The organism is Micromonospora sp. NPDC005324, assembly GCF_040607155.1.
Taxonomy (GTDB): Bacteria; Actinomycetota; Actinomycetes; order Mycobacteriales; family Micromonosporaceae; genus Micromonospora; species Micromonospora trifolii.
In genome coordinates this window covers 98,300-123,893 of record NZ_JBEXGE010000007.1, presented here as the reverse complement: position 1 = coordinate 123,893, position 25,594 = coordinate 98,300, and the positions used below count along the sequence as shown (strand labels likewise).

At 71.9% G+C, this 25,594-nt stretch carries 28 protein-coding genes; 19 read left to right on the top strand and 9 right to left on the bottom strand.

Translation table 11 applies throughout. The features are described 5' to 3' along the window. Positions 1 to 8: 8 nt before the first annotated feature. The 3 genes from ABZS40_RS09895 to ABZS40_RS09885 are packed head-to-tail and all read right to left on the bottom strand — an operon-like array spanning position 9 to position 2,520. Positions 9 to 740: an ABC transporter ATP-binding protein gene (locus ABZS40_RS09895; protein ID WP_354942940.1), complete on the bottom strand. Its 732-nt coding sequence runs from the start codon at positions 738 to 740 to the stop codon at positions 9 to 11. Continuing rightward, positions 713 to 1,546, bottom strand: coding sequence for an ABC transporter permease subunit (locus tag ABZS40_RS09890; RefSeq protein WP_354942939.1), 834 nt, complete (start codon positions 1,544 to 1,546; stop codon positions 713 to 715). Before ABZS40_RS09890 ends, ABZS40_RS09895 begins: the two co-directional genes overlap by 28 nt. Then, a complete protein-coding gene (locus ABZS40_RS09885; RefSeq protein ID WP_354942938.1) occupies positions 1,543 to 2,520 on the bottom strand; it encodes an aliphatic sulfonate ABC transporter substrate-binding protein in 978 nt (325 codons plus the stop codon). Before ABZS40_RS09885 ends, ABZS40_RS09890 begins: the two co-directional genes overlap by 4 nt. 177 nt (positions 2,521 to 2,697) lie before the next feature. On the opposite strand from ABZS40_RS09885, the gene ABZS40_RS09880 reads away from it, so the two are divergent. Next, positions 2,698 to 3,873: an LLM class flavin-dependent oxidoreductase gene (locus ABZS40_RS09880; RefSeq protein ID WP_354942937.1), complete on the top strand. Its 1,176-nt coding sequence runs from the start codon at positions 2,698 to 2,700 to the stop codon at positions 3,871 to 3,873. Between the two features lie 34 nt (positions 3,874 to 3,907). Here the strand turns inward: ABZS40_RS09880 and ABZS40_RS09875 are convergent, their stop codons facing one another. Further along, a complete protein-coding gene (locus tag ABZS40_RS09875) occupies positions 3,908 to 4,453 on the bottom strand; it encodes a GNAT family N-acetyltransferase (RefSeq protein WP_354942936.1) in 546 nt (181 codons plus the stop codon). Between the two features lie 40 nt (positions 4,454 to 4,493). Beyond that, a complete protein-coding gene (locus ABZS40_RS09870) occupies positions 4,494 to 4,904 on the bottom strand; it encodes a hypothetical protein (protein ID WP_354942935.1) in 411 nt (136 codons plus the stop codon). Positions 4,905 to 5,215: 311 nt separating this feature from the next. Here ABZS40_RS09870 and ABZS40_RS09865 point away from each other — a divergent pair, with 311 nt between their 5' ends. From ABZS40_RS09865 to ABZS40_RS09840, 6 genes are read left to right on the top strand one after another with little or no spacing between them, the layout of a single operon-like run. Next, positions 5,216 to 5,518, top strand: coding sequence for an urease subunit gamma (locus ABZS40_RS09865; protein ID WP_354942934.1), 303 nt, complete (start codon positions 5,216 to 5,218; stop codon positions 5,516 to 5,518). Further along, a complete protein-coding gene (locus ABZS40_RS09860; protein ID WP_354942933.1) occupies positions 5,515 to 5,862 on the top strand; it encodes an urease subunit beta in 348 nt (115 codons plus the stop codon). The genes ABZS40_RS09865 and ABZS40_RS09860 overlap by 4 nt, the downstream gene beginning before the upstream one ends. Continuing rightward, positions 5,859 to 7,562, top strand: a complete 1,704-nt coding sequence (locus ABZS40_RS09855) for an urease subunit alpha (protein ID WP_354942932.1) — start codon at positions 5,859 to 5,861, stop codon at positions 7,560 to 7,562. Before ABZS40_RS09860 ends, ABZS40_RS09855 begins: the two co-directional genes overlap by 4 nt. Next, positions 7,562 to 8,254: an urease accessory UreF family protein gene (locus tag ABZS40_RS09850; RefSeq protein WP_354942931.1), complete on the top strand. Its 693-nt coding sequence runs from the start codon at positions 7,562 to 7,564 to the stop codon at positions 8,252 to 8,254. Before ABZS40_RS09855 ends, ABZS40_RS09850 begins: the two co-directional genes overlap by 1 nt. After that, positions 8,244 to 9,029 (top strand): urease accessory protein UreG, encoded by a 786-nt coding sequence (ureG, locus tag ABZS40_RS09845; protein WP_354942930.1) that lies wholly within the window; start codon positions 8,244 to 8,246, stop codon positions 9,027 to 9,029. The genes ABZS40_RS09850 and ureG overlap by 11 nt, the downstream gene beginning before the upstream one ends. Beyond that, positions 9,029 to 9,745 carry an urease accessory protein UreD gene (locus ABZS40_RS09840; protein WP_354942929.1) on the top strand — a complete coding sequence of 239 codons (717 nt, stop codon included), beginning with the start codon at positions 9,029 to 9,031 and terminating at the stop codon, positions 9,743 to 9,745. Before ureG ends, ABZS40_RS09840 begins: the two co-directional genes overlap by 1 nt. A gap of 300 nt (positions 9,746 to 10,045) precedes the next feature. Here ABZS40_RS09840 and ABZS40_RS09835 read toward each other — a convergent pair whose 3' ends face one another. After that, complete coding sequence (locus tag ABZS40_RS09835; RefSeq protein ID WP_354942928.1) at positions 10,046 to 10,549, bottom strand: MarR family winged helix-turn-helix transcriptional regulator; 504 nt, start codon at positions 10,547 to 10,549, stop codon at positions 10,046 to 10,048. 96 nt (positions 10,550 to 10,645) lie between these two features. On the opposite strand from ABZS40_RS09835, the gene ABZS40_RS09830 reads away from it, so the two are divergent. The 6 genes from ABZS40_RS09830 to urtE all read left to right on the top strand — a co-directional run bounded on the left by ABZS40_RS09830 (position 10,646) and on the right by urtE (position 17,059). Next, positions 10,646 to 11,728, top strand: coding sequence for a substrate-binding domain-containing protein (locus tag ABZS40_RS09830; protein WP_354942927.1), 1,083 nt, complete (start codon positions 10,646 to 10,648; stop codon positions 11,726 to 11,728). A gap of 417 nt (positions 11,729 to 12,145) precedes the next feature. After that, positions 12,146 to 13,390: an urea ABC transporter substrate-binding protein gene (urtA, locus tag ABZS40_RS09825; protein ID WP_354942926.1), complete on the top strand. Its 1,245-nt coding sequence runs from the start codon at positions 12,146 to 12,148 to the stop codon at positions 13,388 to 13,390. A gap of 75 nt (positions 13,391 to 13,465) precedes the next feature. Beyond that, positions 13,466 to 14,353 carry an urea ABC transporter permease subunit UrtB gene (gene urtB, locus ABZS40_RS09820; RefSeq protein ID WP_354942925.1) on the top strand — a complete coding sequence of 296 codons (888 nt, stop codon included), beginning with the start codon at positions 13,466 to 13,468 and terminating at the stop codon, positions 14,351 to 14,353. Further along, positions 14,350 to 15,537, top strand: coding sequence for an urea ABC transporter permease subunit UrtC (gene urtC, locus ABZS40_RS09815; RefSeq protein WP_354942924.1), 1,188 nt, complete (start codon positions 14,350 to 14,352; stop codon positions 15,535 to 15,537). Before urtB ends, urtC begins: the two co-directional genes overlap by 4 nt. Next, positions 15,534 to 16,367: an urea ABC transporter ATP-binding protein UrtD gene (gene urtD, locus ABZS40_RS09810; RefSeq protein ID WP_354942923.1), complete on the top strand. Its 834-nt coding sequence runs from the start codon at positions 15,534 to 15,536 to the stop codon at positions 16,365 to 16,367. Before urtC ends, urtD begins: the two co-directional genes overlap by 4 nt. Next, complete coding sequence (gene urtE / locus ABZS40_RS09805) at positions 16,364 to 17,059, top strand: urea ABC transporter ATP-binding subunit UrtE (RefSeq protein ID WP_225855394.1); 696 nt, start codon at positions 16,364 to 16,366, stop codon at positions 17,057 to 17,059. The genes urtD and urtE overlap by 4 nt, the downstream gene beginning before the upstream one ends. A 15-nt stretch (positions 17,060 to 17,074) precedes the next feature. Here the strand turns inward: urtE and ABZS40_RS09800 are convergent, their stop codons facing one another. Beyond that, positions 17,075 to 18,109 carry a LacI family DNA-binding transcriptional regulator gene (locus ABZS40_RS09800; protein ID WP_354942922.1) on the bottom strand — a complete coding sequence of 345 codons (1,035 nt, stop codon included), beginning with the start codon at positions 18,107 to 18,109 and terminating at the stop codon, positions 17,075 to 17,077. Between the two features lie 133 nt (positions 18,110 to 18,242). Here ABZS40_RS09800 and ABZS40_RS09795 point away from each other — a divergent pair, with 133 nt between their 5' ends. The 6 genes from ABZS40_RS09795 (at position 18,243) to ABZS40_RS09770 (ending at position 24,115) form a co-directional block, all read left to right on the top strand. Then, complete coding sequence (locus tag ABZS40_RS09795; protein ID WP_354942921.1) at positions 18,243 to 19,190, top strand: LamG-like jellyroll fold domain-containing protein; 948 nt, start codon at positions 18,243 to 18,245, stop codon at positions 19,188 to 19,190. A gap of 37 nt (positions 19,191 to 19,227) precedes the next feature. Next, positions 19,228 to 21,330, top strand: coding sequence for a PQQ-dependent sugar dehydrogenase (locus tag ABZS40_RS09790; RefSeq protein WP_354942920.1), 2,103 nt, complete (start codon positions 19,228 to 19,230; stop codon positions 21,328 to 21,330). A gap of 101 nt (positions 21,331 to 21,431) precedes the next feature. Then, entirely contained in the window at positions 21,432 to 21,902 is a 471-nt protein-coding gene (locus tag ABZS40_RS09785) for a molybdenum cofactor biosysynthesis protein (RefSeq protein WP_354942919.1), read from the top strand. Positions 21,903 to 22,000: 98 nt separating this feature from the next. Further along, positions 22,001 to 22,699 carry a nucleotidyltransferase domain-containing protein gene (locus ABZS40_RS09780; RefSeq protein ID WP_354942918.1) on the top strand — a complete coding sequence of 233 codons (699 nt, stop codon included), beginning with the start codon at positions 22,001 to 22,003 and terminating at the stop codon, positions 22,697 to 22,699. Further along, positions 22,696 to 23,478: a nucleotidyltransferase domain-containing protein gene (locus ABZS40_RS09775; protein WP_354942917.1), complete on the top strand. Its 783-nt coding sequence runs from the start codon at positions 22,696 to 22,698 to the stop codon at positions 23,476 to 23,478. The genes ABZS40_RS09780 and ABZS40_RS09775 overlap by 4 nt, the downstream gene beginning before the upstream one ends. 109 nt (positions 23,479 to 23,587) lie before the next feature. After that, positions 23,588 to 24,115: a hypothetical protein gene (locus ABZS40_RS09770; protein ID WP_354942916.1), complete on the top strand. Its 528-nt coding sequence runs from the start codon at positions 23,588 to 23,590 to the stop codon at positions 24,113 to 24,115. Between the two features lies 1 nt (position 24,116). Here ABZS40_RS09770 and ABZS40_RS09765 read toward each other — a convergent pair whose 3' ends face one another. Further along, positions 24,117 to 24,494, bottom strand: a complete 378-nt coding sequence (locus ABZS40_RS09765; RefSeq protein WP_354942915.1) for a nuclear transport factor 2 family protein — start codon at positions 24,492 to 24,494, stop codon at positions 24,117 to 24,119. Positions 24,495 to 24,730: 236 nt separating this feature from the next. Continuing rightward, a complete protein-coding gene (locus ABZS40_RS09760; protein WP_354942914.1) occupies positions 24,731 to 25,567 on the bottom strand; it encodes an oxidoreductase in 837 nt (278 codons plus the stop codon). Between the last annotated feature and the right edge of the window lie 27 nt (positions 25,568 to 25,594).

The window sequence follows — 25,594 nt, the reverse complement described above, 5'->3', positions numbered from 1 at the left end:
TCCGCTCGTCAGGTGGTGGGAACGCCGAGTCGGTCGAGCAGGTGGCGGCGCAGCGCGCCGAAGGCCGGGTCGTCCGGCGTGCGGGTGGGGCCGAGATCGACGGGCAGCTCCGCGGCGATGCGGCCCTCGTCGAGGAGCAGGATCCGGTCGGCGAGCAGCAGCGCCTCCTCCACGTCGTGGGTGACCAGCAGGGCGGCGAAGCCGTGCTCGGCGCGCAGCCGGCGCAGCAGGATCTGCATCCGCAGTCGGGTCAGCGCGTCCAGGGCGCCGAACGGTTCGTCGAGCAGCAGCAGGGCCGGTTCGCGAACCAGGGCCCGTGCCACTGCCACCCGCTGCGCCTGCCCACCGGACAACTCGGCCGGCCAGGCGCGATCTCGCTCGGCCAGACCGACCTCGGCCAGCGCCCGCCGGATCCGCCCCGGGCCATCGGCGCCGGACAGGCCGAGCCCCACGTTCTCCGCCACGCGTTTCCACGGCAGCAACCGGTGCTCCTGAAAGACCACCGCGGCGGTGCCGTGCACGACGCTCGTCCCGCTGGCCTCGCCGTCCAACCCGGCGAGAATCCGCAGCAGCGTGCTCTTGCCGGAACCGCTGCCGCCCAGCAGAGCCACCACCTCACCGCGGGCGATGGTCAGGTCGACCCCGGCCAGCACGACCGTCGGCCCGAACGCCCGGCGCACCGCGTGGGCGGTGAGCACCGGCTCGGCGCCGTTCAGGTGGCCCGCAGTCCGCGACGCCATGTCAACATCCTCCTCTCCAGGACGCGCAGCGCACTGTCGGATAACAGCCCGAGCAGGGCGTAGACGAGCAGGCCGAGCACCACCACGTCGGTCTGGCTGAACTCCCGCGCCTCCATCATCAGAAAGCCGATTCCGGTCTGGGCGTTGACCTGTTCGCCGACGACCAGGCTGAGCCAGGCGGCCCCGATCGCCAGCCGAAGGCCGAGGAAGAGAGACGGCAGCGCCCCGGGCAGCACCACGTGCCGCAGTCGGGCGGCCTGGCCCAGACCACAGGTACGGGCCGCTTCCACCAGCCGCTCGTCGATGTCCCGGATGCCGGCGTAGGTGTTGAAGTAGATGGGGAAGAACGCGCCCAGAGCCACCAGGCTGATCTTGAGTGATTCGCCGATGCCGACCCAGATGATCAGCAACGGGACCAGCCCCAGGTGCGGCAGCATCCGGGCCATCTGCACCGGCGGATCGACCAGGTCGTCACCGAGCCGCAGCAGCCCGGCCACGGTGCCCAGGACCAGGGCCAGGAGGCCGCCGATCAGCAGGCCCGCCCCGGCCCGGGTGAGGGAGTCCAACAGGTGGATGCCGAGCGTCCCGTCCCGGCTCAGCCGCCAACCGGTGGCCAGGACGTCGCTGGGCGCGGGCAGCTTCTCGGCCGCCAGCAGGCCGGTCCGCGCGGCCAACTCCCACCCGAGGACCAGCACCACCGGGCTCACCACCCGCCGCCAGCGTCGGGCCGGCCGCTGACGACGGGGTACGACCGGCACCGCCGCCGTGACCTCGTCGGGCGCCTCGACGAGGCTCGTACGACTCACTGGAACACCGCGCTGAACCGGTCGTCGACCCGGGATCGGAGGTCGACCGGCCCCGGGATGAGTTCCAGGGCGATGAAGCTGTCGGTGATCGCCTGAAGCTCGTCGCCGATGGCCGGGGTGACCGGGGCCAGGGGCTTGGCGCTGCGGGCCAGGGCGCGGCTGGTGACGTCCTGCGGGATCTTCAGCTCCGGCGCGAGGGTGCTGGCTCGCTCCTCGGGGTGGGCGATGCCCCAGTCGGTCACCTCGCGGTAGCGCTGGAGGAACGCCTTGACGTCGTCCGACCGCTTGCTGACCGCATCGGGCGCGGCCAGGACGTACTCGCGGTTGCTGGCCAGGCCGGTCGCGTCGGCGAGCACCTGGACCCCCGGTTGCTCGGCCAGGGCGAAGTACGGGTCCCAGATCACCCAGGCGTCGATCTGGTTGCCGTCGAACGCGGGCCGCCCCTCGGCGGGCTTGAGGTACTTGACCTGGATGTCCTTCAGGGTCATGTTGTTCGCCTTCAACAGGCGGACCAGCAGCCAGTGCACGTTGGAGCCCTTGTTGAGGGCCACCGTCCTGCCCTTGAGGTCGGCGAAGCTGCGGAAGCCCCGGTCGGCCTTGACCAGCACTGCCTCACCCTGCGGGATCGGCGCCGAGGTGCCGATGATGGAGAACGGGATCTTCCCGGCGGCGGCGAAGACGGGCGGCGCCTCGCCGGTCTGCCCGATGTCGATGGAGCCGGCCTTGAGCGCCTCGGTGAGCGCCGGGCCGCTCTCGAACAGCGACCACTCCACGTCCGGTGTGGCGCCGCGCGCCTTGACCAGGCTCAGCCCGCCGAAGCGCTGGTAGCCGATCCGGAGCTTGTCCGCGCTGCCGCCCGTATCGGCGGACCCGCCGCACGCGCTGACCGCGACCGTGGCGAGCAGCGCCACGGTGGTGAGCGCGGCCGTCAGGAGGCGGCGATGCGGGGGACGGCTCGTCGACGGGCTGGGCATGGCGGCTCCTCGGGTCGGGGCAGGCGGACAGTGGCGCATCGACAGGTGTCGGCGCCGGCATTAGCCTACTAACCCGATAGGTTTTATGGGTAGGCTGTCGGCGGGATCGTCCCACCCCTCAGGAGGTGCCCGCCTCGCCGCGTGCGCCGACCGCCCCCGCTGGAGGAAAGAGCCCCGATGACCCTCACCTTCCACTGGTTCCTGCCCACCAACGGCGACAGCCGGGACATCGTCGGCGGCGGCCACGGCGTACCGACCGGCGCCGCCGGAGGCGCCCGCCCGGCCAGCGTGGCGTACCTCGGGCAGATCGCCCGCAGCGCCGAGCAGCTCGGCTTCGTCGGCGCGCTCACCCCGACCGGCGCCTGGTGCGAGGACGCCTGGCTCAGCACCGCGATGCTCACCGAGGTGACCGAGCGACTCAAGTTCCTGGTCGCCTTCCGGCCCGGGCTGCTGGCCCCCACGCTCGCCGCCCAGATGGCCTCGACCTTCCAGCGGCTGTCGGGGGGCCGGCTGCTGCTCAACGTGGTTACCGGTGGTGAGTCGCAGGAGCAGCGGGCCTACGGCGACTTCCTGGACAAGGACGCCCGGTACGCGCGGGCCGACGAGTTCCTGCACGTGGTGCGTGCGCTGTGGCGCGGCGAGACCGTGGACCACGAAGGCGCCCACGTCCGCGTCGAACAGGCGCGCCTGCACCGGCTGCCCGACCCGGTGCCGCCGGTCTACTTCGGTGGGTCCTCCTCCGCCGCCCTTCCGGTGGCGGTGCGGCACAGCGACGTCTACCTCACCTGGGGCGAGCCGCCGGCCCTGGTCGCCGACAAACTGGAGCGGGTCCGGGCGCTGGCCGCCGGCGCCGGAAGGGAGCTGCGCTTCGGCATCCGGTTGCACGTCATCGCGCGCGACACCACCGAGCAGGCCTGGGCGCAGGCTCAGCGTCTGCTCGACGGGGTCTCCGAGGCCGACATCCGGGCCGTGCAGGAGGGGCTGCGCCGCAGCGAGTCCGAGGGGCAGCGGCGCATGCTCGACCTGCACGGCGGCTCCCGCGACGGCCTGGAGATCGCCCCCAACCTGTGGGCAGGGGTCGGGCTGGTCCGCGGCGGGGCCGGCACCGCTCTCGTGGGAAGCCACGCCGAGGTCGCCGACCGGATCGCGGAATACCACGCGCTCGGCATCGACGAGTTCATCCTCTCCGGCTATCCGCACCTGGAGGAGGCGTACTGGTTCGGTGAGGGCGTGCTGCCGATCCTGCGCGACCGAGGGCTGTGGCGGCACCCCGACGGCCCGCAGGGCACGGCGGACCACGTCGACGTCCCGTTCGCCGGTGCTCCCGCGCCGCAGCCCGCCGGGGCCCGCTGACCGGCCCACCCGCGGCAACCGACGGCACGGCCGCTCACAGGTCCATCGCGTAGACCCGGACCTGGCGGCCGGTGTCCGGCTGCACGGTCTCGCGCTCCAGCGACATGCCCAGCTTGACCATCACCCGCGCGGACGCCTCGTTGCCGACGACGTGGATGCTGACCAGCCGCCGCAGGCCGAGCTTGGCACGAGTGTGGGCGACAACGGCTTGGGCCGCCTCGGTGGCCAGGCCCCGACCCCAGTACGCGCGGCCGAGCCGCCAGCCGATCTCCACGGCTGGCATGATCTCGGGCAGGAAGGTCGGCACCGCCAGTCCGGTGAAACCGGCCAGCTCGCCGGTCTCTCTGATCTCCACCGCGTACAGGCCGAAGCCGTGCTCGTCCCAGTGCCGCTGATAGGTGGCCAGACGCTCCGCGGTCGCGGCCCGGTCCAGGGTGCGGCCGTCATGGATGTAGCGCATCACCTCGGGCTGCGCGTTGACCGCGGCGAACCCGTCCAGATCATCGCTTCGCCAGCGGCGCAACAGCAGCCGCGGAGTCTTGAGGGACGTGGCATCAAGGGAGCTCGTCAGGTCAGGCACGTCCCCTTCGTAGCATTTCGGCGCCCACGAGGGCGATGGGTTATCTCTCGGCGGGTCGGCCGGTCATCCGCCGACCGATCCGCCGCCCGACGAGGCTCACCACGGTGCTGCCGACCGCCATGCCGACCAGCACCAGAATCCCGCCGACAGCCCACAACCCGCTGTCGTCGGTCGACGCGGCCCGCCACGACCAGGCCGCCGTGAACGCCACAGTCATCACCGGTGCCACCAGCCACGGGCTGAGCCGCGTCCCGGCGAGCGCGGCCAGCAGCACGAGCGTCAGCACGCAGCCGATCACCTGCCACGCCTCGTACGGGCCGCTGCTCGCGCCGGTCTGCGCGTCGACGGTGTAATCGTCGTCCCAGCCCAGCCAGAGGATCCACGCCCCGACCGTGGCCACCGCCAGGAACAGAACACCGAGCAGTGCGCGCGTACCCCTCGTCGCCGTCATCTGGTGATCATCCCCTGCCTGCCGCCGTACCGGTAGCCAGCGGCGAGCCGCCACGATCCCCAATGGACTGTTGCCTCGGTCGGTGGCGATCCTCTACGGTCTGCTCAGCGGTGGGCGGTGCGGTCCGCATCCGACCCGACACCGCCGGTCGCCCGTCGTGCGGGCCGGGATGGTGGAGTCCCGGGTCGCCCCGTCGGCGGTGACCCGGCGGTCGTGTGACTCCCAGCTCGTCCCCTCGGGTCCTGTGGCCCGGGTGGCTCCGTCTGGAGCCGACGGCGAGCCGGGGCACGCCGACCCACCGGGAGAGCCCCGTGTTCCTCAGCCCGCACGAGCAGGACCGCCTGCTCGTCCACGTCGCGGCCGATGTCGCCCGCGCCCGCCGCGAACGCGGCCTGCGCCTCAACTACACCGAAGCCGTCGCGGTGATCACCGCGTTCCTCCTCGAAGGGGCCCGCGACGGGCGGTCGGTGGTCGACCTGATGTCGGCCGGCCGGGCGGTGCTCGGCCGCGACGACGTCCAGGACGGCATCCCCGAGCTGCTGAGGGAGGTGCAGGTGGAGGCGACGTTCCCGGACGGCACCAAGCTCGTGACGGTGCACCACCCGATCCCGTGATCCCGGGGGAGATCCTGCCGGCGGCCGACCCGGTTCCGATCAACGTGGGCCGTCCGGTGACCACAATGCTCGTGGTCAACACCGCCGACCGCCCGGTGCAGGTCGGCTCGCACTACCACTTCGCCGAGTGCAACCCGGCGCTGTCGTTCGACCGGGCTGCCGCCTGGGGGCAGCGGCTCGCCGTTCCGGCGGGCACCTCGGTCCGCTTCGAGCCGGGCATCAGCCGCACCGTCGACCTCGTCCCGTTCGGCGGCGCGCGCGTCGTGCCGGGCCTGCGCGGAGAGTGCGCGGGACCGTTGGACCCGTCGCCGTACGCGGTCACGGAAGACGGGTCGTCGCGGTGAGCGCCGTGCGGCGGGACCGCTACATCGACCTGTACGGGCCGACGACCGGTGACCGGATCCGGCTGGCCGACACCAACCTGCTGATCGAGGTGGAGACCGACCACTGCGTGGGCGGCGACGAGGCGGTCTTCGGCGGCGGAAAGGTGATCCGTGAGTCGATGGGCCAGTCCCGTGCCACCCGCGCCGAGGGAGCACTGGACACCGTCATCACCGGTGCTGTGGTGCTCGACCACTGGGGCGTGGTCAAGGCCGACGTGGGGCTGCGCGACGGGCGCATCGTGGCGCTCGGCCGGGCTGGCAACCCGGACACCATGCCCGGCGTCCACCCCGACCTGGTCATCGGCCCGTCGACCGAGGTGATCGCGGGCAACGGGCGGATCCTCACCGCCGGCGCGGTGGACACCCACGTGCACTTCATCTGCCCGCAGATCGTCACCGAGGCGCTGGCCAGCGGCATCACCACGATGGTCGGCGGCGGCACCGGGCCGGCCGAGGGGACCCGCGCGACAACCGTCACACCGAACGCCTGGCACCTGGCCCGGATGCACGAGGCGCTGGACACCATGCCGGTCAACGTGCTGCTGCTCGGCAAGGGCAACACCGTCTCCAGCGAGGCGCTGTGGGAACAGCTGCGGGCCGGTGCGGGCGGTTTCAAGCTGCACGAGGACTGGGGCACCACACCGGCGGCGATCGACGCCTGCCTGCGGGTGGCGGACGCGTCCGGGGTCCAGGTGTCGATCCACACCGACACGCTCAACGAGGCCGGGTTCGTCGCCGACACCCTGCGGGCGATCGGTGGACGGGCGATCCACTCGTACCACACCGAGGGAGCCGGTGGCGGGCACGCACCGGACATCATCACCGTCGCCAGCGAACCGAACGTGCTGCCGTCGTCGACGAATCCGACCCGGCCGTACACCGCCAACACCCTGGCCGAGCACCTGGACATGTTGATGGTCTGCCACCACCTCAATCCGTCCGTGCCGGAGGACCTGGCCTTCGCCGAGAGTCGGATCCGACCGTCCACGATGGCCGCCGAGGACCTGCTGCACGACCTCGGCGCGATCTCGATCATCGGCTCCGACGCGCAGGCGATGGGCCGGGTCGGCGAGGTGATCATGCGGACCTGGCAGAGCGCCCACGTGATGAAGGACCGGGTCGGCGCGCTGCCGGGTGACGGGCCCGCCGACAACCACCGGGCTCGACGGTACGTGGCGAAGTACACCATCTGCGCGGCGATGGCCAACGGGCTGGAGCGGGAGGTCGGCTCGGTCGAACCGGGCAAGCTCGCCGACCTGGTGCTCTGGGATCCGGCGTTCTTCGGCGTCCGGCCGCACCTGGTCCTCAAGGGCGGCATGATCGCGTACGCCCAGATGGGCGACGCCAACGCCTCGATCCCGACCCCGCAGCCGATGCTGCCCAGGCCGATGTTCGGGGCGTACGGCGCGGCGGCGGCGGCCACCAGCCTGGCCTTCGTGGCCCCGGCGGCTTTGGACGCTGGGCTCCGCCTGGACGTGCGTCGCCGGGTGGTGCCGGTGAGCGACGTACGGTCGCGGGGCAAGGCCGACCTGCCGGAGAACAACGCGATGCCGCGCATCGAGGTGGACCCGGACACCTTCACGGTACGGATCGACGGGCAGGTGGTGGAGCCGGACCCGGTGACCCGGCTGCCGATGGCCCAGCGGTATTTCCTGTTCTGATGGCGACTCCGAGCCTGCTGTTGTTGTTGGCCGACGGGCGCTTCCCGGCCGGGGCGCACGCGCACTCCGGTGGTCTGGAGGCGGCCGTCGCCGCCGGTCGGGTCACCGACCTGCCGTCGTTGGAGGCCTTCCTGGCCGGCCGGTTGGCCACCGCCGGGCTGGTCGGCGCGGCGTTCGCGGCGGCCGCCCACCGAGCGGCGGTGCTGGCTGGGTCCGCCGCCCGGTCGGGCGCGCTGGCTCGGCTCGACGCGGAGCTGGACGCGCGTACCGCCGCCCCGGCGTTGCGGACGGTCTCGCGCCGGCAGGGCCGGGCGCTGCTGCGCGCCGGCCGGTCCATCTGGCCGGACGCCCCGTTCGCCGACCTGCCCGCGACGCCCGGCGGCCCACACCAACCGCTGGTACTCGGGCTGCTCTGCGCCGCGGCCGGGCTGTCGCGCCTCGAGACCGCGACGATCGCCGCGTACGGGACGCTGACCGGGGCGGCCAGCGCCGGCGTACGTCTGCTCGGCCTCGACCCGTACCAGGTCCAAGCGCTGCTGGTCGGCCTGGCCGACGCCTGCGACGGTACGGCCGCCGACGCGGCGCGGGCCGCCGATGATCCACCGGAGCGGCTGCCCGCGGCCGCCGCTCCACTCGCCGACATCCATGCCGAAATCCATGCCACCTGGGAGGTGCGTCTCTTTGCGTCCTGACACCGTTGTGCCGAGCGCTGTGCCCGCCGTCGAACCGATCACACCGCCGCCGGCCACCCCACCCCACGACGAGACCGTTGCGCACACCCATCCGGAGCCGGGGGTGGACCCCCATCCGCCGTTGGCGCGTGCCGGCCGTGCCCTGCGGGTCGGCATCGGCGGCCCGGTCGGTTCCGGCAAGACGGCCCTGGTGGCCGCGCTCTGCCGTGCCTTCGCCGACGAGCTGCGGCTCGGCGTGGTGACCAACGACATCTACACGACCGAGGACGCCGACTTCCTCCGGCGGGCCGGCGTGCTGGACCCGGCCCGGATCCGCGCTGTGGAGACCGGTTGCTGCCCGCACACCGCGATCCGCGACGACATCGGCGCCAACCTGGACGCCGTCGACGAACTGGCCGAGGCGGTCGGCCCGTTGGACCTGGTCCTCGTGGAGAGCGGTGGGGACAACCTGACGGCGACCTTCAGTCGGGGGCTGGTCGACCGGCAGATCTTCGTGGTCGACGTGGCGGGCGGGGACAAGGTGCCCCGCAAGGGCGGGCCGGGGGTCACCGCCGCCGACCTTCTCGTGATCAACAAGACCGACCTGGCGCCGATGGTGGGTGCCGACCTCGCCGTCATGGATCGTGACGCGCGGGCCCGACGGGGCGACCTCCCGACCCTCTTCCTGTCCATCGTGGGAGACCCCACGGCGACGTCGGTGGCGGACTGGATCCGGCACGAACTGGCCCACCACGCCGCCCTGCACCCACTGGCCGCGCCGGTCGGCCCGGCCTGATGCGAGCGCGCGCTCGGCTGGTCGCCAAGGCCGACGGTCGGGGCGGCACAGCCCTGGTCGAGCTGCACGGCGAAACGCCGTTGCTGCTGCGCCAGACCCCGACCGACGGCGGTGTCGCCACTGTGCACCTCGTCGGCGGGGCGGCCGGACCGCTCGCCGGGGACGATCTGCGCCTGGAGATCGACGTCGGGCCGGGCGCGGCCGTCCGGGTGCACAGCGTCGCCGCGTCGATCGCCCTACCGGGTCGCGCGGGTGCCGTTTCCCGGATGGTGGTGCGAGCGATGGTGCACGCCGGTGCCACGCTGCACTGGCTTCCGGAACAGTTGGTCGCTGCGGCCGGCTGCGCGCACCTCGCCGAGTCCCGGATCGCGCTGGCCGCCGGTGCGAGCCTGCGGTGGCGCGACGAGCTGATCTGCGGCCGGTACGGCGAGGCCCCCGGCGGCGCCGTCGTACACACCCGGGTCGACTACGCGGGTCGACCACTGCTGCGCCAGTCCCTTGCGGTGGGCCCGAACGCGCCCGGCTGGGCCGGACCGGCGGTGCTCGGCGGCGCCCCGGCCACCGGATCGCTGCTGGTGGTCGACCCGTCGCGACCCGCCGAACCTCCAAGGGCCGAGGGCAGCGTCGCCCGGTTACCGCTGGCCGGCGGTCCGGCGACACTGTGGACGGCGACAGCTCCCGACGCGCACACCCTGCGCGCCCACCTGACGGTCTAAGGAGCCGCTACCGGGCCGCGACGCCGTCCTGGCCCTGCGCGACGCCGCCATGGCCCGTGTCACCCGTGGCAGCCGAGACCGTTCCCGGGGCCAGGTTGGTCCAGAGCACGACGGTGCCGGCCGGCGGACACCCCAGAGAGCGTGATGTCTGTGAGTCATCACGATGACTCACAGACATCACGCTCCTTGGCATGTGGGGTGGGAGGTCGGGCCGCGCTCAAGGCCGTGCCGATTGCCCCGCAAGCCCGACCGCCCGCAAGCCCAACCGTCCGGAAGCCCGGAGCCCGGAGCGGGGGAGGGTCAGCGGTGTGGGCTGGTCGCGTCGGCGTGCACTCGTTGCCGGGCCGGGTCGAGGCGGCCGATCAGGTCGTCGAGCTGGCGTACGAGGTTGGCGGCCGGGGGCGTGCCCGGCTCGCTGGTCTGCGCGACGCCCATCTCCGTGATGCCCAGTTCGGCGATGCTGGCGCGGACCCGCTCATCCAGGCGGGCGTGCTCGTGGCGGCCCCGGGTGGTCAGGTACGCCCGGATCCGCCGGCGGTCGATCGGATCGATCCGGCGGAAGACGAGGTTGCGGTCGACCAGCTGGTCGACCAGCTTGGTGAGGGTGCCCGGCGGCAGCGACGCCTCGGCGGACACCTCGCTCATCGGGTGACCCTGGCCGTCGGCGAGCAGGCAGAGCACCCGCCACGCCTCGATGCTGATCGCGTCGTCGGCCAGTACGGCGCCCAGCCGGCGGGAGAGCAGCCGTTCGGCGCGGGTGAGCGAGCGCAGCAGGTCGGCTGGCGCCCCGGGCACGTCTGACATGAAACTCCCTGGTCCGGTGGCCCTGTCATGGTAGCGAGTCGTCCCGGTCAGTGGTGAGCGCTGGTCTTCCGTCGTGGGCCGGGCAATCATGTGCTCATGTCCGCGCCGGCACCGCCGTGGCTGACCGTCGACAGTGCCGTGGTCAGCATCGCGCTGGTCTACCCGATGCGCGGGCCGGCCGGCATGTTCGGCCCCACCTGTGAGCTGTGCGCGCAGCTCGCGGTGGAGGAGATCAATCGGTGCGGTGGCGTGCTGGGCCGGGAGGTCCGGCTGGTGCCGGTCGACGGTGGCGCACCGCCGGCCGAGGTGGCCGCCGAGGTCGAGGCGTTGGTGTCGGTGGGGGCCGTGCAGGGGGTGACGGGGTGGCACATCTCCTCGGTGCGCCAGGCGTTGGCGCCCCGCGTCGCGCACCGGGTCCCGTACGTCTACACCGCACTCTACGAGGGCGGCGAACGCACCGAAGGAGTCTTCCTGACCAGCGAGACACCCGATGCCCAACTGTGGCCCGCGATGCGGTTGCTCGCCGGGGAGCAGGGCGTGCGCCGCTGGTTCGTGGTCGGCAACGACTACGTGTGGCCGCGCCGTACGTCACGGGCCGCCCAGCGGTACGCGCTACGCGGCGGCGGGCAGGTGGTGGGCCGGCACTTCCTGCCGTTGGACGCGCACGACTTCACCGAGGTGTTGCGCCGCATCGAGCACAGTGACGCGGACGCGGTGGTGATGCTGCTGGTCGGTGCCGACGCGGTGCGGTTCAACCGCGCGTTCGCCCGGTCCGGCCTGGATCAGCGCTGCCTGCGGCTGAGCACTCTGATGGACGAGAACATGCTGCTGGCCAGCGGTGCCGGCGCGACCCGGGGGCTGTACAGCACGGCGGGCTTCTTCGCCGGGCTGGTGACACAGGAGAATCTCGACTTCCACGGCGAGTTCGCGCGGCGCTTCGGGGTGGAGGCGCCGCCGCTGGGCAGCCTGGGGGAGTCCTGCTACGAGGGCGTCATGCTGCTGGCCGCGCTGATCGGCCAGGCCCGCACCCTCGATGTGCGGGCCATCGAGACCGCCGCCGACACGGTCGCCTACCACGGGCCACGTGGGCGGCTGCGGCTGCGGCAGCGGCACGTCCGGCAGCGCATCTACCTGGCCGAGGCCGACGGGCTCGACTTCACGGTGCTCGCTCAGCTCTGAACCGCGCAGTGCAGTCGGCCCACCCGACCCTTGACAGCGCCACCCGATCCCGCCCTAAGATGCTTCCTGAGTGAAGTATCTGGCCACGGGTTCAGATCTCGCTATTGTGCCCACCTTCGACAGATTCTTCCGTCGACCATTGTGGTGGCACTTATCCTGCGTCTCTCCGAACGGCCGACACCGTTTCCTCCCCGACGGTGTCGGCCGTTTTCGTGCGCGCCTCGACGGCGGCTCGGAAACAGTCAATTAAGGACCGGGAAACACCCGCGCAATCATGCCGGTCGACGCTTTCCCTGCCCATATCCGATCCGGTGCCCTGCGCGGCGTCCACCCGTCGAGCTTGGCATCGCCCACGTCAGCTCCATCGGACCGCACCGACCGTCCTTCCGCCTTATGAGTGCACCGCAGGGAGAGTAGATGTCATTATTCCGGGGCCGCCGCATCCTGGCGGGTGCCATGACCCTGGTCGCCGCGGCCGCGATGACCGCGTGCGGCAGCAAGACCACCGACGAGGGCGGCGCGACCGGCGTCACCGCCGACGTCTCCGGCGACACCGTCAAGGTGGGCCTGCTCAACTCGCTCTCCGGGACCATGGCCATCAGCGAGGTCACCGTCCGCGACTCCATCATGCTCGCCGTCGAGGAGATCAACGCGGCCGGCGGTGTCCTCGGTAAGAAGATCCAGCCGGTCGGTGAGGACGGCGCCTCGGACTGGCCCACCTTCGCCGAGAAGGCCGAGAAGCTCATCTCCGAGGACCGGGTGGCCGCCGTCTTCGGCTGTTGGACGTCGGCCAGTCGCAAGGCGGTCAAGCCGGTGTTCGAGAAGAACAAGGCGTTGCTCTTCTACCCGGTGCAGTACGAGGGCCTGGAGCAGTCGCCCTACATCTTCTACACCGGAGCGACGACCAACCAGCAGATCGTTCCCGGGCTCGACTACCTCAAGGCGCAGGGCGCGAAGTCGGTCTATCTGGTCGGTAGCGACTACGTCTTTCCACGCACCGCCAACAAAATCATCAAGGCGTACGCGACCGCGAACGGAATGACGGTGCTGGGTGAGGATTACGCGCCTCTCGGCTCCACCGAGTTCGGCACCATCGTCAACAAGGTCAGATCATCCGGCGCGGACGCGGTGTTCAACACGCTCAACGGTGACAGCAACGTGGCCTTCTTCAAGGAGTACAAGTCCGCGGGTCTGACCGCCGCCGCGATGCCGGTGGTGTCGGTGTCGATCGCGGAGGAAGAGGTCAAGGGCATCGGCACCCAGTACCTGGAGGGGCAGCTGACGGCCTGGAACTACTACCAGACCACTCCGGGCGCGGCGAACTCGAAGTTCGTGGCCGCGTACAAGGCGAAGTACGGCGCGGACAAGCCGACCAGCGATCCGATGGAGGCCGCGTACGTCGGCGTGCACCTGTGGAAGGCGATGGTCGAGAAGGCCGGCGCCTTCGACGTGGAGAAGGTCCGCTCCGCCTCGGACGGGATCACCTTCGACGCGCCGGAGGGTCTGGTCACCGTCGACGGCAAGACCCAGCACATCGCCAAGACCGCCCGGATCGGCAAGATCGGCGCGGACGGCCTGATCACCGAGGTGTGGAACTCCGGCAAGCCCGTCGCGCCGGACCCGTACCTGAAGACCTACCCGTGGGCGAGCGGCCTGAGCTGACGACGCCGGCCCGGGCGGAGCGCGTTGCCGCGCGCTCCGCCCGGGCCACCCGACCAGCAGTTCGGAGTACCCACCGTGACAGTCCTTTTCGGTCAACTCTTCACCGGCATCAGCATCGGCGCGGTGCTGCTGCTCATCGCGCTCGGTCTGGCGCTGACCTTCGGCCAGATGAACGTGATCAACATGGCGCACGGTGAGTTCATCATGGCCGGCGCCTACACCACCTACGTTCTGCAGCAGAGCATCACCGGTGCGGGCCTGTCGCTGGTGGTCGCGCTGCCGGTGGCGTTCGTGGTCGCCGGCGCCATGGGCGTCCTGCTGGAGGTGCTGCTCATCCGCCGGCTCTACGCCCGGCCACTGGACACCCTGCTGGTCACCTGGGGTGTGTCACTGATGTTGCAGCAACTGGCCCGGGACATCTTCGGCAGCCCGAACGTGCAGACCCGCGCGCCCGAGCTGCTCACCGGCAACGTGGCGCTGCCCGGCGGGCTGACCATCGCCAACAACCGGCTGTTCATCCTCGCCTTGGCGCTGGCCGCCGTCGCGGCGCTCACCCTGGCGCTGCGACTCACCCCGCTCGGGCGTCGTATCCGCGCGGTGGTGCAGAACCGCGACCTCGCCGCCGTGTCCGGCATCGCCACCTCCCGGGTCGACCGGACGACCTTCTTCCTCGGCTCCGGCCTGGCCGGGCTCGCCGGGGTGGCCCTCACCCTGCTCGGCCCGATCGGCCCGACCATGGGCACCAACCTGATCATCGACGCCTTCCTGGTCGTCGTGGTCGGCGGGATCGGCCAGCTCAAGGGCAGCGTGATCGTCGCCTTCGCCCTCGGCGTGCTCCAGGCCACCGGGGAGTACCTCACCACCCTCAGCGTCGCCAAGGTGATCGTGTTCGTGGCGATCGTCGCGTTCCTCCAGTGGCGGCCACAGGGCCTGTTCACACTGCGGACCAGGAGCCTCGCATGACCGCCGTCACCCCCGCGCCACCCAGCACCGCCGTCCGCCCGGCGCCCGACGGCGCCGTACCACCGGGCCGCCCCGCCGGCCGCTCGCGGCTGCGGACCCTGGCCGGCTTCGCCTTCGGCGCGGCGCTGCTGTTCGCCGTCGCCCCGCTGGTGCTGTCGGACTTCCGGCTGGCGTTGCTCGCCAAGTACCTCTGCGTCGCCATGGTCGCGGTCGGCATCGGGATCGCCTGGGGCCGGGGCGGGATGCTCACCCTGGGCCAGGGCGTCTTCTTCGGCCTCGGCGGCTACGCGATGGCCATGCACCTCAAGCTCGCCGACGCGGGCCCGGGTGGGATGCCCGACTTCATGCAGCTGTACGGGCAACTCGACGAGCTGCCCCTGTGGTGGCGACCGTTCGCCAGCCCGTGGTTCGCGCTGCCCGCCACGGTGCTGCTGCCGATGGCGGTCGCCTTCGGGCTCGGCTCGCTGGTCTTCCGTCGCCGGGTCCGCGGCGCGTACTTCGCCATCCTCAGTCAGGCGCTCGCCGCCGCGATGGTGATCCTGCTGATCGGCCAGCAGGGCACCACCGGCGGCACCAACGGGCTCACCGACATCAAGGGCTTCTTCGGCTACGACCTGGACGACCCGGTCAACCAGCGGATGGTGTACTTCATCATCGCCGGGACGCTGCTGGCGTTGCTCGCGCTGACCCGTCAGCTCATCCACAGCCGCTACGGCGAGCTGCTGGTGGCGGTCCGCGACGGTGAGGAACGGGTCCGCTTCCTGGGCTACGACCCGGCCTCGGTCAAGCTGGTGGCGTACGTGGTCGCGGCGGGCATGGCCGGGCTTGCCGGTGCGCTGTTCGTGCCGGCGGTGGGCATCATCTCGCCGGCGCTGATCGGCATCGTCCCGTCGATCGAGTTCGTCATCGGCGTCGCGGTGGGCGGCCGGGCGACACTGCTCGGGCCGGTGCTCGGCGCGGTGGCGGTGGCCTGGGCGCGTACCGCCCTCTCCGAGCGGTTCCCGGGCACCTGGACGTACCTCCAGGGGTTGCTCTTCGTGGTCGTGGTGGCGTTCCTTCCCGGCGGCCTGGCGTCGTTGTGGGCGTTGGCCCGCCGCCGTGACGTCGCCGCGCAGCCGCTGCGGCGCGGCCGGTTGTCGCTGGGCCGACGACGCGCCGAGCGGACGGAGGTGCCGGCGGCATGAGCGAACGCACCGAGCGAAGCGAGGGCCGTGAGCGCATGCCCAGCCAGCACGGCATGAGCGGCGAGCGGTTGGACGGGTTGTCCGTCCGTGACGTGCGGGTCAGTTTCGACGGCTTCACCGCCGTGGACGGCGTCTCGTTGGAGGTGCCCGCCGGCGACATCCGGTTCCTGATCGGGCCGAACGGCGCCGGCAAGACCACACTGGTCGACGCGATCACCGGCCTGGTCCGGGCCACCGGCTCGGTCCGGTTCGGTGACGAGGAACTGCTCGGCCGACCGGTGCACCGGATCAGCCGGCTCGGCATCGGGCGGACCTTCCAGACCTCGACGGTCTTCGAGGAGCTGTCGGTGTTGCAGAACCTCGACATCGCGGCGGGCGCACGGCGCAGCTGGGCGACACTGGCCCGCCGCCGCCGCGGTGTCCCTGACGAGGTCGCCGCCGCGCTGGAGACCATCGGTCTCGCCGAGCGGGCCGCACACCTCGCCGGGACGCTCGCGCACGGCCAGAAGCAGTGGCTGGAGATCGGCATGCTGCTGGTGCAGGACGCGCGGCTGCTGCTGCTGGACGAGCCGGTCGCCGGGATGAGCCACGAGGAACGCGACGCCACCGGCGTCCTGTTGGAGACGGTGAGCCGGGATCGCACTGTCGTCGTGATCGAGCACGACATGGACTTCCTGCGTCGGTTCGCGCGCAGCGTCACAGTGCTGCACGCCGGCCGGGTGCTCAGCGAGGGCACAGTGGCGCAGGTTCAGGCGGACCCGCGCGTGCAGGAGGTCTACCTTGGCCACCCGGTCGACGCCGGGTCGGCCCGCTCTGGCCTGGAGGCATGATGCTGACGCTGCGCGGGGTGCACGCCGGGTACGGGCGTTCTCGGGTGCTGCACGGGGTCGATCTGGCCGTCCCGCCCGACGGGGTGGCCGCCGTGCTCGGGCACAACGGCGCGGGCAAGAGCACACTGCTGCGGGTCGCGGCCGGGCTGCTGCGCCCGAGCGCCGGCACCGTCGAGCTGGACGGCGAGGACGTCACCCGCGCCGGACCGCACGAGCGGGTGGCGCGGGGAATGGCGTACGTCCCGCAGGGTCAGCAGTGCTTCCCGCACCTGACCGCGGCGGAGAACCTGCGGCTGGTCGCCGACGGCCGGCGCGACGGGGCGGTGGCCACGGCGGAGGTGCTGGATCTGTTTCCGGCGTTGCGCCCGCTGCTGCGGCGTCGGGCCGGGCTGCTCTCCGGCGGTCAGCGCCAACAGTTGGCCATCGCCCGCGCCCTGATCACCCGACCGAGGCTGCTGATGCTCGACGAGCCGACCGAGGGCATCCAGCCGTCGGTGGTCGCGGAGATCCAGGAGCGGATCGTCGAGCTGACCCGGCAGTCCGGGTTCAGTGTGCTCCTCGTCGAGCAGCACCTGGGCTTCGCGCTGCGGGTGGCGGACCGCTACCACGTGCTGGAGTCCGGTCGGGTCACCTCGCACGGCGACGGGGGTGTCACGGCGGAGCGGGAGGTCCGGGCGGCGTTGGCGGTCTGACCGGCGCGGCGTCGGTCAGGTCCTCGGTGCGGGCCCGGTCGAGTCGCGGACGACCAGCAGGTGCCCGGTGGGGCGGCGGCGGGGGCGTGTCGTTCGCGGCTTGAGGGCGAGGGTGAGTGCCGTACGGCCCATCTCGGTCATCGGCAGGCGGATGGTGGTGAGGCTGGGTGCGAGGTCGGCCGCCACGGAGACGTCGTCGAAACCGACCACTGACATCCGCGCGGGCACCGGCACGCGGCGGGACCGCAGCGTCGACAGCACGCCCATGGCCATCGCGTCGTTGAGCGCGACGATCGCCGTCGTCTCCGGATGCTCGTTGAGAATCTGCTCGGCGGCGGCGCGCCCACCGCCGCGGGTGAAGTCGCTGTGCACGACGACGAGGTCGGCGGGGGAGCGCCCGCGCTGCCGCACTGCCGACGACACCCCGGCCAGCCGGTCGGCGACGGTGGTGAGGCCGGCGCTGCCCGCGGCGACAGCGATCCGCCGGTGGCCGAGATCCATCAGGTGCTGGGCGAGGGCGTGGCCGCCGGCCTCGTTGTCCGGCAGCACGGCGTCGACGCCGAGCGCGTGTCGTCCGATGGCGGCGGCCCGTCCGCCATGGTCCTGGAACGCGGCCAGTTCGGCGCGGGCCGCGCTCTCCATCCGGGGGTCGTCGTAGCCGGAACCGCTGATCAGGACGATGCCGACCCGCTGGGCGATCAGGTGGCGCAGCTGTTGCAGCTCGTAGCCGGGGTCACGGCCGGACTGGCAGATCTGCACCAGCAGCCCCTGCTCGGCGGCGAATTGGATGACCCCGGCGGCGATCTCGGCGAAGTACGGGTCGTCGACCTGATGGACGATCAGACCCACTGTGGAGGTGGCCCCGCTGGCCAGCGTGCGGGCGTACGGGTTGGCCACGTAGCCCAGCTCACTGGCGATCTGCCGGATCCGGTCGGCCACCTCGGCGCTGACCCCCTGGCGGCCGGCGAGGGCGCGGGAGGCGGTCGCCAGCGAGACGGCGGCGTGTTCGGCGACGTCCACGAGGCGCGGCCGGTGGCTGGCCCTGGGCATCGGCAACTCCCCGAAAACAGCCATGTTGCCCGATCTGTTGCGAGCGACATCGATCGAAGCCTAGGGTACGTAAGCGCTTTCGTAAGCGCTGACGTGACCGGCATCCGGCATGCCGCGAAACGAGGTGACAGCCATGTCCAGGGCCCGACGAGCGGCCGTCTCCCTCCTGGCGATCGGCGCGCTGACCGGCGCCAGCGCGCCACCGGCGCAGGCGGATCGCAGCCTCTCGCACGACGTCCATCCGGCGCTGCGCGCGCACCTGGTCGCCGCGTACGACTTCGACCACCCGGTGCCCGGCGATCCCGCCCTCGAACGCGACCAGGGGCGTTCCGGCACCGAGATCGAGCTGATCAACGGCGGCGCCGCCATGCGGGTGCCCGACCGTGCCTACCGGGGCAGCCGCAACGCGGTGCAGACCCGGCAGGTCGACCCCGCCGTCGCCGGCAACGACGACTGGAAGGCCGGCACCTGGTCGGCCAGCGGGGTGCGGACGTTGCGGGCCTTCAGCGCCACCGCGGGCACCACGGTCATGGGCTGGTTCAAGCTGAACATGGACAGCCCGTTGCCCAACTCCACCACCGCCGACCCGGACGACAGGTACAACGCGATCGGGCTGGCCGGAGTGCTGACCGGCGACTCCGACGGCCACGGCGTCCGCGCCCTGCTGGAGCTGATCGACGTCGACGGGGAGTTGCGTCTCGTCGCGCTCGGCCGGCGCCTCGACGGTGGCAACTCGCAGACCTTCGCCGCCGCCCGGGACTGGCGAGAGCTGCTGCCGGTGGGGGAGTGGGTGCACCTGGCCGCCACCTTCGACTTCGACACCGGCGCGCTCGCCCTCTACCGCAACGGCGAACCGGTGGACGGCTTCTACACCCGGGCCGACGACCCGTGGTTGGTGTCCGGGCCGGGCCCACACGTGACCACCGCGTCCGACCCCCGAGGCATCAAGATCGGCGGCAGCTTCCCCCAGGACACCGTTGAGCGCAACCCCTGCGACTGCCGGATGGACGGCCTGATGTTCCTCGACAGTGTGGTCTCCGCTCACGACGTGCGGAGGCAGTACCGCCACCTTGCCCGCTGACCACCCTCGGCACCGTCCCACCGAGAAGGAGACACGCGTGCGCACCCTGCACCGCCGCGCCGGCACCGTCCGCCGGCCCACAGTGAGGGCCGGCCTCACCGCCCTCATGCTGATCCTGTCCACACTGGTCGCCACGCCCGCGCGGGCCGCCGACGCTGTCGACGACCCGATCCCCGAGATGCCGGTCCAGTCCCGAATCGGGCTGGTCCTCAGCGAGTACGCCAGCTTCCCGCAGTCGTACCCGACGCCGGCGCCGACCGACGCGCGGCTCATGCGTACCGCGCGGATCAACACCATCATGGAGGTGCCCGACGGCTCCGGCCGGCGGGCGGTGCCCGACCTCAACGGCAGCCTCTACCTGGTCGAGGGCGGCGTGCCGCACGTCTACCTGGACGTGGCGGCGACGTTCGCGCCGCGGTTCTTCTCCGGTCGTGGGCTCGGCCAGGGCTTCGGGTACGTCGCGTTCCACCCGGAGTTCGGGGTGAACGGCCGGTTCTACACCATCCACACCGAGTTGGCGTCGACGACGACCGTCACACCGGACTACGCCCAGCCCAACGCGCTCTTCCACGGCGTCATCACCGAGTGGACGGCGACCGATCCGGCCGCCGCCACCTTCGCCGGTACGCACCGCGAGGTGCTGCGCATCGGCTTCGGCGGCCAGGTGCACGGCATCCAGGAGATCAACTTCAACCCCACCGCCAAGCGCCACGACCGCGACTACGGCCTGCTGTACCTCGCCGTGGGCGACGGTGGCCAGGGCGCGCGCAACACCGACCCGCAGAACCTGGCCCTACCCCACGGCAAGCTGCTACGGATCGACCCCCGGGGCACCAACTCCGCGAACGGGCACTACGGCATCCCGGCCGGGAACCCGTTCGTCGGCCGGGCCGGCGCGCTCGGCGAGCTCTACGCAGTGGGTTTCCGGGACCCGCACCGGTTCAGCTGGGACCGGGCGACCGGCCGGATGTACCTCGGGCACATCGGTGAACACGCCGTCGAGGCCATCTACGAGGTCCGCGCCGGGGACAACTTCGGCTGGAGCGAGCGCGAGGGCTCCTTCGTCTTCGACAAGACGGCCACGAACCCGTGCGACCGGCTGCTCCCGCTGCCCGCCGACGACGACACGTACGGCTACACCTACCCGGTCGCCGCGTACGACCACGACCCCGCCGCCGGTTGGAACTGCACCGACGACGTCGGTGTCGCGGTGGCCGGCGGCTTCGTCTACCGGGGGCGGGCGCTGCCCGCGCTGCGCGGCAAGTACGTCTTCGGCGACCTCGTCGACGGCCGGGTGCTCTACACCGAGGCCAACGAGATGCGCCGGGGCCGAGGGCTGGCCACGATCCACCAGCTCGCGCTCTTCGACGCGGCGGGCGCCCCGGTCCGGATGCGCGACCTGTCCGCCCCCGGAGCGCCCGGTGACCCCAACCGGGTGGACCTGCGCTTCGGCACCGACGCCGCCGGCGAGCTCTACGTCGTCGCGAAGGCCAACGGAAAGGTGTGGAAGGTGACCGGCACCCGGGAGTTCGCCAGCGGCGACGTCGGGGACGTCACACTGCGCCGCACCGCCGGGGCCGCGAACTGGGCGCCGGTGACGCCGGCGAAGTGGCAGTTCACAGGCGACCAGGTCATCCTGGCCGAGGCCGGGGAGAGCCGGCCGGGCCCGCGCCGGCCCTTCGAGTACGCCGTGCTGACCAACGGCCCGGCGTGGTCGTCGATGCGGGTCGACGCCCAGGTACGACTCGACACGCCGGTGGAGGTCACCAACCGGGACGTGATCATCGTCTTCGGCTGGCGCTCGGACAGCGAGTTCTACTACGCCCACCTCTCCACCGACAACACGATCTATCCGCACAACGGCATCTTCAAGGTGGACAACGCCGACCGGGAGCGCATCGACCACCAGTGGAACGGCCGGTCCCGAGGCGCCAACGCGGCGATCACCGATGCCCTGTGGCACCGCGTCCGGGTGGTGCACCTGCCGGCCACCGGCGAGATCGCCGTCTACGTCGACGGGCACCGCGACCCGCTGCTGACCGCGAAGGACACCACGTTCGGCTCAGGACGGGTCGGCTTCGGCTCGTTCGACAACGTGGGCCGAGTGCGCAACCTGACCGTCACCGGCACGCCGGCCTGAACCGGGGCGCAGTGGGGACGGCGACGCTCGCGCTGCCGTCCCCACCGGCTCATCCGTCGACCTGCCCCGGCCGGCCCGGTCCGGTTCGTAGAATTCCTGCCATGCCGGAGATCGTCGAGTTGCTGGCCTCGCCCGTGCACCGCTTCCTGGGCCGGCCCGCCGACGGCCCGGCCCCGGCCCCGCCCGGTGAGTTGGTCGGCGCCATCCGGATCCGGGCCGGCCTCGGCATCGTCGGCGACCGGTACTTCGGCCAGCAGGCACACCGCGACGCGAGCGTCACCGTCATCGCCCAGGAGTCGCTGCCGGTCGGCATCGGCCTGGCCGAGGTGCGGCGCAACATCCTCACGACCGGAATCGCCGTGGACGAGTTGATCGGCAGAGTGCTGGTGCTGGACTCCGGCGACGGCCCGGTCAGCCTGCGGGTCAACCGGGCGGCCCGGCCGTGCGCCTGGATGGATGTCACCGTCGGCCCGGGGACCTGGAAGGCGCTGCGCACCACCGGCGGCATCCGCTGTACGCCCCTCAACGACGGCACCCTGCGCGTCGGCCCGGTCGACGCCGTCGTGAGCTGAGGAAAGGGCTCGACGTCGGCACTCCCGGACCGGCATGGTGTGCACCGGACAAACGGCCGCCTGGGCGGTCGGCGCAACGCTCGGGGGAGGCGGCGGCAGTGGAGCACACACTGACGGATCAGCTCGTCGACGACCACACGATCTTGCAGGTGGTCGTCGGTTCCCGCGCGTTCGGGCTGTCCAGCGTGGCATCGGACACCGACCGACGTGGGGTTTACGCCCTGCCGGCCGCGGCGTTCTGGGGGCTACGGAAACCTGCGCGCCACCACGACGGGCCGCTCGACGAGCAGGTGCGGTGGGAGGTGGAGCGGGTCTGCACGCTCGGCTTGGCGGCGAATCCCACGGTCCTGGAAGTGCTGCACTCGCCGCTTGTCGAGACGTGCACCCCGCTGGGCGTGGAACTCCGGGCGCTCACGTCGGCCTTCCTGTCCCGGCGGGTGGCCGACACTTACCTGCGGTACGCCACCGCCCAGTTCGGAAAGGCCGAGCGTGGGATCGCCCGCGCCGGCGTTCCGGCGTGGCGGCACGTCATGCACCTGATCCGACTGCTGACCGCTGGGGGTGACCTGGTTCGCACCGGCCGACTGGTGCTGGACGTGGGCACCAACCGGGACCGTCTGCTGGCGGTCAAGGCGGGTGAGGTGCCCTGGGTGGAGATCGTCGCCTGGCGGGACCGGCTGGTGAGCCGAATGACCGCGGACCTGGCCACCAGCCCGTTACCCGACCAGCCCGACGAGGCAAGGGTCGAGCAGTGGCTGGTCTCGGTCCGGGAACGCTCCGTGCGGTGCTCCGCATGACGGCCTGGGAGGCCGCAGGTCTGCCGGTCGGCGTCGACCTGGCCGGCATCGTCGCCGAGCAGCCGCACCCGCTGGTGTTCGCCACCGTCTCCGGCGCCCACCTGTACGGGTTCCCGTCCACCGACTCCGACGTCGACCTGCGCGGCGCGCATCTGCTTCCCGTGCGCGATCTGATCAGCCTGGCGCAGCCGGTCGAGACCCACACGGTCATGACCGACCGCGAGGGCGTGGAGCTGGACCTGGTCACCCACGACCTGCGCAAGTTCGTGCGACTGATGCTGCGGCGAAACGGCTACGTGCTCGAACAGCTGCTGTCACCGCTGGTGGTGCACACCACCGCGGTGCACTCCGCGTTGGTCGAGCTGGCACCGCTGGTGCTGACCCGGCACCACGCGCACCACTACCGCGGGTTCGCCGCCACCCAGCGGCGGCTGTTCGACACGACCGGCGAGCTGAAACCACTGCTGTACGCCTTCCGGGCGCTGCTCACCGGCGTCCACCTGATGCGCGCCGGCCGGATGCTGGCGCACCTGCCGAGCCTGCTGCTCACCGAGGCGGCACCGGCATACCTGCCTGAGCTGATCGCGGCGAAACGGTCCGCCGAACACGGCGCGCTGAACGGCCTGGTCGCGGGCCCAATCCTCGGCCGGGACCTGGCCGAACTGGCGTCGCGACTGGACGAGGCGCAGCACGACAGCCGTCTGCCGGAACAACCGGCCGGATCGGCTCAGCTCGACGAGCTGGTGGTGACGGCCCGGCTGGCGGATTCGACGAGGTGACGCCGCGGCGGGTCGGTGCGTGGTAGAACCAAACCGCGCAACGGCTCGCAGGTCTCCGGGCAGCCGGGGGCATTGCCGGACGGGACCTCATCCGAACAGAGGTGATGCGGTGAACCTCGAGCTGCGACAGCTCATTGAGGAGCTGCGGGCTGAGCTGGCCGATCTGCCGGACAGCCCGGCCTACGCCGAGTTCGGCGAGGGGGCGGCCATCGACGCCGTACCGGCGGGACTCCCGGCCGACCTGCGGGACCTCCTGCTGGTGGCCGACGGGCTGAGGGCGGGTCGGGTCGAGCTGGCGTCCTCGTCGACCCTCGCGGGGATCCAGTACCACCTGGACTACGCCCCGGACTTCTCGTCCATCCCGCAGGACCGGGCGGGCTGGCTGGTGGTCGGCGTCCGCAGCGACGAGCCGATCTTCATGGATCGTGGCACGGGGGCGATCTGGTACTTCCCACCCACCGGCACCGAGTGGTTCATGTCCGACGCGTTCGAGGAGCTCGCCCCCGACGTGGAATCCTTCGTGGACTACTACCTGCTCGGGCCGGGCTACGCCGACCTGACCCCCGCCGACGACCGGTGGTTCGCGTTCCTCGACGAGCAGGGCCTCCTCGACGAGGACGACGAGGACGGCAGCTGAGTCAGACCGGGCTGATGTGTGCGGCCAGCACCCGCCAGCCGTGCCGGTCGTCGTGGACCCACGTCCGGGTGTAGCGCAGCCGCGCCGCGAACGGCGCCCCCTCGAAGACGCCGGACACCCGGCCCAGGAAGAACGTCACCCCCGTGGCCCCGACGACGAGCAGATCCAGCTCCTCCTCCACCAACTCCTCGACGACCGAGCGGCGGTCCCGGTGGGCGGCCAGGTCATCCTGCTTGGTCTGCACACGCCCGTCCGGGCCGATCGCGATCAGCTGCTCGACCAGCAGCTGATCGAGGGCGGCGATGTCGCCGGCCCGCTGGGCGGCCTGGAGGGTGCGCTCGGCGTCGAGCAGCTCAGCCTCGCGCGCGCTGTCCGGCATTGTGGCGTCCTCCCGTTCGGGTCCGACCCGGTGTCAGCGTCGGCCCGGGCTGACCGCATTGTGGCAGCCAACCTGGCCCGGGCGGGTAGGGATCGCCGCCGACGTTCACAGACTCAGGCGAATCCGTACGACGGTCTGCCCGGGGCCGGTTGACCTCTTGACCGTCTCGTCCGTTCGGCGGTTGATCACCTGCGGGCCGATCCGACCAGCCTCGCCGCTCCGGCAGCGGAGTCGGCTCAGGGAGTCGCGTCGAAGGCGATCGACTCGCTCAACTCCCGCCACCGCGCGTCCGAGGCGGCGAGGGCCTCGGCGGCTGCCTGGGCGGCAGCCACGGCGTCGGCGCCGAGCAACAACCGGAGTGGCGGGTCGTCGACCCGGGTGATCTGGATGATCGCCTGGGCGGCGCGGGCCGGGTCGCCCGGCTGGGCGCCGCTGGCCTGGCGTAGCCGCTGCACGGCCGGGTCGATGACCGGACGGTACGGCTCGCTGATCGGCAGGGCGCTCATCGACGAGCCGGCCCAGTCGGTGCGCAAGCCACCCGGCTCGACTGTGGTGATCCGGATCCCGAACGCCTCGACCTCTTTGGCGAGCACCCCGGAGAAGCCGCTGACCGCCCACTTGGCGGACTGGTACGCGCCCAGACCCGTGCTCGCGACCCGGCTGCCGACACTGGAGATCTGCACGATGTGCCCGCGTCCCTGCTCGCGCATCACCGGCAGGGAGGCCCGGGACAGGTTCACCACACCGAAGAAGTTGGCCTCGATCTGCGCCCGGAAGTCGTCCTCCGACATGTCCTCGATGGCGGCGACGTCGGCGTACCCGGCGTTGTTGACCAGGATGTCCAGTCGTCCGAACTCGTCCACAGCCGTGCGGACGGCGACACGGGCGGCGGCGGGGTCGTTGACGTTGAGAGCCACCGCGCGGACCTGGTCACCATGCCGGTCGACCAGGTCGTCGAGCTGTGCCGGGTTGCGGGCGGTGGCCACCAGGTGGTCGCCGTCGGCCACAACGGCCTCGGCGAGGGCGCGGCCGAGACCACGCGAACAGCCGGTGATGAGCCAGACTCGTGGCACGGCTCTCCCTTCGTGTCGCTGGACCAA